This window comes from Campylobacter showae CC57C (assembly GCF_000344295.2).
Taxonomy (GTDB): Bacteria; Campylobacterota; Campylobacteria; order Campylobacterales; family Campylobacteraceae; genus Campylobacter_A; species Campylobacter_A showae_B.
In genome coordinates this window covers 1-6,026 of the sequence record NZ_AOTD01000079.1, presented here as the reverse complement: position 1 = coordinate 6,026, position 6,026 = coordinate 1, and the positions used below count along the sequence as shown (strand labels likewise).

Annotated in this window: 6 protein-coding genes; all 6 read left to right on the top strand. The window is 48.3% G+C overall.

The genetic code is table 11. The annotated features are described in order from the left end of the window. On the top strand, window positions 1–1,629 hold a 1,629-nt coding region (locus H740_RS03285), incomplete at its 5' end, for a Na+/H+ antiporter NhaC family protein (RefSeq protein WP_002951272.1). Between the two features lie 2 nt (window positions 1,630–1,631). Continuing rightward, window positions 1,632–2,753, top strand: coding sequence for a tRNA (uridine(54)-C5)-methyltransferase TrmA (gene trmA, locus H740_RS03280; protein WP_002951270.1), 1,122 nt, complete (start codon window positions 1,632–1,634; stop codon window positions 2,751–2,753). Beyond that, the gene (locus H740_RS03275) at window positions 2,746–3,141 is read left to right on the top strand and encodes a CoA-binding protein (protein ID WP_002951268.1); all 396 of its coding nucleotides are present in this window, start codon (window positions 2,746–2,748) and stop codon (window positions 3,139–3,141) included. The genes trmA and H740_RS03275 overlap by 8 nt, the downstream gene beginning before the upstream one ends. Window positions 3,142–3,292: 151 nt before the next feature. After that, window positions 3,293–4,504, top strand: coding sequence for a threonine ammonia-lyase (ilvA, locus tag H740_RS03270; RefSeq protein WP_002951266.1), 1,212 nt, complete (start codon window positions 3,293–3,295; stop codon window positions 4,502–4,504). A 202-nt stretch (window positions 4,505–4,706) separates the two neighbouring features. Next, entirely contained in the window at window positions 4,707–5,393 is a 687-nt protein-coding gene (locus H740_RS03265) for a DUF4230 domain-containing protein (protein ID WP_002951264.1), read from the top strand. 7 nt (window positions 5,394–5,400) lie between these two features. Next, a partial coding sequence (locus tag H740_RS03260) for an MOSC domain-containing protein (protein ID WP_002951261.1) occupies window positions 5,401–6,026 on the top strand: 626 nt, incomplete at its 3' end.

Below are 6,026 nucleotides of genomic sequence, written 5' to 3'. Positions count from 1 at the left end.
AAAAAAAATGCCGAAATTTTCGGCTTTTGGACGCTCATACCGCCCGTGGTGGCGATAGTTTTGGCGTTTATCACCAAAGACGTCGTTTTGTCGCTGTTTATCGGCGTTTTTAGTGGTACTTTTCTCATAAACGTCATCGATTCAAGCATTCCGATGACCTTCGTAAAGGGCTTTACCGACATCGTAAAAAGGGTCGTAGGCTCGCTGGCCGATAGCTGGAACGCGGGCATCGTGCTTCAGGTGCTTTGCATCGGCGGCGTAGTCGCGCTCATCACCAAAATGGGCGGAACCAAGGCCGTGGCAATATGGCTAAGCAAAAAGGCCAAAACAGGCGTTTCGGCTCAAATTTCAACCTGGGTGATGGGACTTTTTGTGTTTTTCGACGACTACGCAAACTCCCTCATCGTGGGCCCGATCATGCGCCCGATAACGGATAAATTTAAAGTCTCTCGCGAAAAACTAGCCTTTATCATCGACGCAACTGCTGCTCCGATCGCTGGTTTAGCCGTCATCTCGACTTGGGTTGGACTTGAGATCTCGCTGATAAAGCAAGGCTACGAGCTCATCGGCATAACGAACGTAAATGCTTTTAGTATCTTTGTCGAGACGATGCCTTATAGATTTTACAACCTTTTCATGCTGTTTTTCATCGTTTGCACCGCGTTTATGGGGCGTGAATTTGCAGGTATGCTAAAAGCCGAGCGTAGAGCTAGAGCGGGCGAACTGCACCCTAGACGCGGCGGAGCCATGATCGAGGACGTCGAGGACAAGACGCTAGAGCCTAAAGAAAATATAAAACTACAAAGCTCAAACGCCGTTATTCCGCTTTTAGTGCTTATTTTGGGCGCGTTCGTTAGCTTTTACTTTAGCGGTCTGGGTGCGCTTGAGGGCGAGGCTCTTGAGAGCGCGAAGGCTCATCCGCTTACGTTCCACACTTTCCAAGCTACGTTCGGTGCTGCCGATGCGTCTGTGGCGCTATTTCAGTCGGCTTTGCTAGCTACGGTGGTGGCGATATTTATGGCCGTTTATAGAAAAATTTTGACCGTTCGCGAGGCGATAGAAACATGGGGTAAGGGCTGGAAAACCATGATAACTACGATCATCATCCTGCTTCTTGCGTGGTCGCTTAGCTCGGTTATCAAGGAGCTTGGCACATCTCGCTACCTAGTCGATCTACTTTCGCAGTCTACCCCAAAGATCGTCCTTCCGGCGGCGATCTTTATACTGGGTTCGTTTATCAGCTTTTCTACCGGCACCAGCTACGGCACGATGGGCATTTTGATGCCGCTTGCGATACCGCTAGCTAGCGCGGTGGGCATGCACAGCGGACTAGAGGGTGACGCCTTGCACGCGTATATGATAGTAAATATCTCAGCTGTTTTAACTGGCGCGATATTTGGCGACCACTGCTCTCCGATCTCGGATACGACGATACTCTCGTCTATGGGTGCTGGGTGTAACCACATCGATCACGTCCAGACGCAGATGCCTTATGCGCTTACGATTTGCGCGATTAGTATTTTTGCTGGATATTTCCCGACCGCGCTTGGTCTAAGCATCTGGATAGTGCTTCCTTTGGGGCTTTTGGTGACGGCTTTGGTTGTTAGATTCGTCGGGCAAAGGGTTTAAATTTGCCCGATAAGTTTTGCAAATTTTTAGTAGAGTGCGGTAGCTGCACCCTTGATATGTCTTACGAGGAACAGGTTAAATTTAAAACCGAGTTTATAAGGCGTGAGTTTGAGCCCTTTTACCGCGGCAAATTTGAGTTTTTCGCCTCGCAGAGTGCCGCTTACCGTACCAGAGCGGAGTTTGGGGTCTGGCGCGACGGCGAGGAGCTAAGATACACGATGTACGGTGCTAAAACTAAGCGCATTTTTATAGACGAGTGCCCGAAAGTAGCCTCTCCTATCGCAAATTTGATGCCGCGTTTGCTTGAGGCGCTTGCGAAAAATCAAATTTTAAAAGAGAGACTCTTTGGCGCCGAGTTTATCTCGTGCGCGAGCGGGATACTGGCGACGCTGCTCTATCATAAGCGTCTAGGCGAAGCCGAGCAAGGCGAGATAGAGAGCCTAGTGCGCAAATTTGCCGATCTGAGCGTAACGATAGCTGCGAGAGCAAAGGGACAAAAGCTACTAAGCGGCGAGCTAAATTTAGAGGACCGCCTAAATATCGGCGGTAAAATTTACAAATTTACATTCGGCGACGGAGCTTTTATCCAGCCAAACACCGCCGTGAACGAAAAGATGATCGCATGGGCGAAGGGGTGTGTAGAGCACGGCGCGGATCTGCTTGAGCTTTACTGTGGACACGGCAACTTTACCGTTCCGCTAGCTGAAAAATTTAAGCGCGTTTTGGCAACCGAAATATCCAAAAGCTCAATCGCAAATGCGCTCAAAAACTGCGAACTAAACGGCGTAGATAACATTAAATTTTTGCGAATGAGCGCCGAGGAGCTGATGAGCGCGTTTGGGCGCGAGCGCGAGTTTAACCGCCTAAGAGAGCTTGATATCTTTAGCTACGACTTCTCGCACGTTTTGGTTGATCCGCCGCGCGCGGGGCTTGATGAGAGCGTGATAAATTTCATTAAAAACTACGAAAATATCATCTATATCTCCTGTTCGCCGCAGAGCCTAAAGCGCGATCTAACGCAGCTTGCCGCGACGCACGAGGCGGTCAAATTTGCCGTGTTTGATCAGTTTGCAAATACTACTCATATCGAGTGCGGCGTGCTTTTAAAGGGTAAAAATGCCTAGCGATCTAGGGCAAATTTTATCCGCCGCTAAAAATATCGCGGTCGTGGGCCTTAGTCCTGATGAGAGCAAGCCTAGCAACGAGGTTGCGAAATTTCTCATCAAGCGCGGATTTAACGTATTTCCTGTTTATCCAAAATTTGATGAAATTTTAGGACGCAAGGTCTATAGAAATTTGATGGAAATAGACCAAGATATCGACGTCGCAGTGATGTTTAGAAAAGGCGAATTTGCTAGCGAGCTAGTAAAGGACGCCGTCAAAAAATGCGTAAAAACGCTGTGGTTGCAGCTTGGTATAACAAACGATGCGGCGGGAGCGATCGCGCGCGAAAACGGGATAAATTTCGTGCAGGATAGGTGCATAAAAATCGAGCTAAAAAGGCTTGACTAGGCTAAATTTGACGTCTCTAAACGCCAAATAAAAAACGCAAATGCGGTAATGCGCGATAAAAAATAAAGAAAACGTAAGCAAAAATACGGTAAATAAACGCGCAAGCAAAAGCGATGAAAAGTAAAATTTAAACAAAAAACGAAAGGCTAAAATGATCTCTCTAAATAAAATAATCCAAGCCAAGCGCACGATAAGCGGCTTTGTGTACAAGACGCCGTTTGCCTACAGCGCAAAGCTAAGCCTCGCAAGCGGCGCGCTCATCTACCTAAAAGAGGAAAATCTCCAGCGCACGGGCGCATACAAAATCCGTGGCGCGTATAATAAAATCGCAAATTTAAGCGCGCAGGAGCGTAAAAAAGGCGTCGTCGCGGCAAGTGCGGGCAATCACGCCCAGGGCGTGGCCATCTCGGCGCGCGAGTTTAAGACGCCGGCCACTATCGTGATGCCCGAGTCCACGCCGCTTTTAAAGGTGCTAGGCACAAAAGATCTAGGCGCCGAGGTTATCCTAAAGGGCGATAACTTCGACGAGGCCTACGCCTACGCCGTCGAGTACGCCAAGCAGCAGGGCATGAGCTTTATTCATCCATTTGACGACGAGTACGTGATGGCCGGGCAGGGCACGGTCGGGCTAGAGATGCTTGATGATCTGGCTGAGCTTGAAACCATCATCGTGCCGGTTGGCGGCGGCGGGCTAATCAGCGGCATATCAAGCTGCGTAAAACAGGTAAACCCCGACATCCGCGTGGTTGCCGTGAGCGCAAAGGGCGCGCCTGCAATGTTTAACAGCTTTAGCGCCAAAAAAAGCATAAACTCAAAAACCGTGCGCACGATCGCCGACGGTATCGCGGTTCGCGACGCGAGCGAGACGACTCTGGCAAATATCCTAGAGTGCGTGGACGAGTTCGTGCAGGTCGATGACGAAGAGATCGCAAATGCGATTTTGTTCCTGCTTGAGACGCAAAAGATCGTGGTCGAGGGCGCGGGTGCGGTCGGTGTCGCCAGTATCTTGCACAACAAGGTCAAATTTAAGGCCGGCGAGCGTATCGGCATCGTGCTAAGCGGCGGAAACATCGACGTGCAGATGCTAAACGTCATCATCGAAAAAGGTCTCATAAAGTCGCACCGCAAGATGGCGCTACAAATCACGCTGATAGATAAACCAGGCGCGCTCATGAGCCTAACCGATAGCCTAAAGATCGCAAATGCCAACATAGTAAAGATCGACTACGACCGCTTCTCCACGAGTCTGGAGTACGGCGACGCTAATATCACGATCACGCTGGAAACCAAGGGTGAAGACCATCAAGAACTCATCAAAAAAGTGCTTAGAGAGCATGATTTTAAATTTATTCAGGTGTTTTAAGCTATTTAAATTTGCCTCAAATTTGCGTAAAATTTAAAACCCGTATCTCAAAGGTGCGGGTTTTGCCAAACTGCACCGAATCTAAAAGCTCGCTAAATTTAAACTTACGATCCAAATTTATACCGATATAAAACAGCCAAAAACTCAAATTTAACGATTATTTTAACGAATTTCGCTAAAATCGCCTTTTAAAGGAGCAAAGATGATAGATGTTACAAGCCTTATTTTAGCGATTTTGCTGGCGATTTGCGTATTTACGATTTTTAGATTTAATAAAGCCTTAAAAACCGCGCAAAAGCCTGCGATGACGCAGATTAGCACCGAGATATCGCAGCTAAAATCCATCGGCGAGCTATCCGTTTTTCAGGTCTATAGCAAAGAGATCGTGACCAAAACCGACCACGCATTTGGCAGCTTTGGCAAGGAATATCTGCGCTGGCTGGTGAGCGAGAAAAAGCTCTCGATGATATTTGAGTTTGAGATAAACTTCATCTACGACCTAACGAGCCCGCGCCTAGAGATCGTAAATGTCGCGAGCGAGGAGTATCTCATCAAGATGCCGCCTTGCAAATACAAATTTTCGATCGCAAATATGAAATTTTACGACGAGAAAAACGGCAAATTTATCCCGTTTTTGCTACCTGATTCGCTAAATGGATTTTTCGGTAGCAGCTTTAGCGAGGAGGATAAAAATAGGCTCATCGAGGAGGCGCGCGCCGAGGTCGAAAAGATGTCTGTACGCCTGATAAATCAGCTCCAGTCCAAGATCCACAAGTCCGCACGCGACACGCTCGAGGCGATCGCAAAGAGCTTTGGGGCTAGGGCGGTGAGGTTTGAGTTTAACGACGAGGGCGAGCAAGTTCAGCTAAATCTGCAAAACGTAGCGTGAGGTCAAGATGGCATTTCTAAAAGCGCTTTTGATAGGTAAAGCAAGACTGTACGGTAGCGTGGCAGCCACGGACGAGCTAGGTAAGGCGTGGCGCTCAGCGATATTTAAGAGCGCGCAGACGGGCGAAATTTACGCAGGCGAGCTTGGCTTTGAGGGCGACGAGGTGGCTGATACGAAGCATCACGGCGGCGTAAATAAAGCCGTGTTTGCAAATTCGCTCGAAAACTATCCCGCGTGGGAAGCTTATCTTGGGCTTAAAAATTTGCCGTTAGGCGCGATGGGCGAAAATTTGACCATTAGCGGGCTGGATGAAAATAGCGTAAACGTGGGCGACGTGCATAAAATCGGCTCGCTAGTGCTACAAGTAACTCAGCCGCGAAAACCGTGTTTTAAGCTCGCAAAACGCTGGGGAAATGCAAATTTGGCTAAAGAGATTTTTGCCACGGGGCTAACCGGCTGGTACTATAAAGTACTAGAAAATGGCTCATGTAGGGCCGGCTGCGAAGTGGAAATCCTGCAAAAAAACGAAAACGCTCTAAGCGTAATGCAGATAAATAAACTGTTTTTTAATCCGAGCGAAAATTTGGATTTATTGCCTAAATTTAGAGCCCTTGAAGTACTCCCTGCTAGCTG

What these genes read in the sequence shown, in the direction of transcription:
- ilvA (WP_002951266.1), top strand. Translation starts at nt 3,293, where the DNA reads ATGATCTCTCTAAATAAAATAATCCAAGCCAAGCGCACGATAAGCGGC.
- H740_RS03265 (WP_002951264.1), top strand. Translation starts at nt 4,707, where the DNA reads ATGATAGATGTTACAAGCCTTATTTTAGCGATTTTGCTGGCGATTTGC.
- H740_RS03275 (WP_002951268.1), top strand. Translation starts at nt 2,746, where the DNA reads ATGCCTAGCGATCTAGGGCAAATTTTATCCGCCGCTAAAAATATCGCG.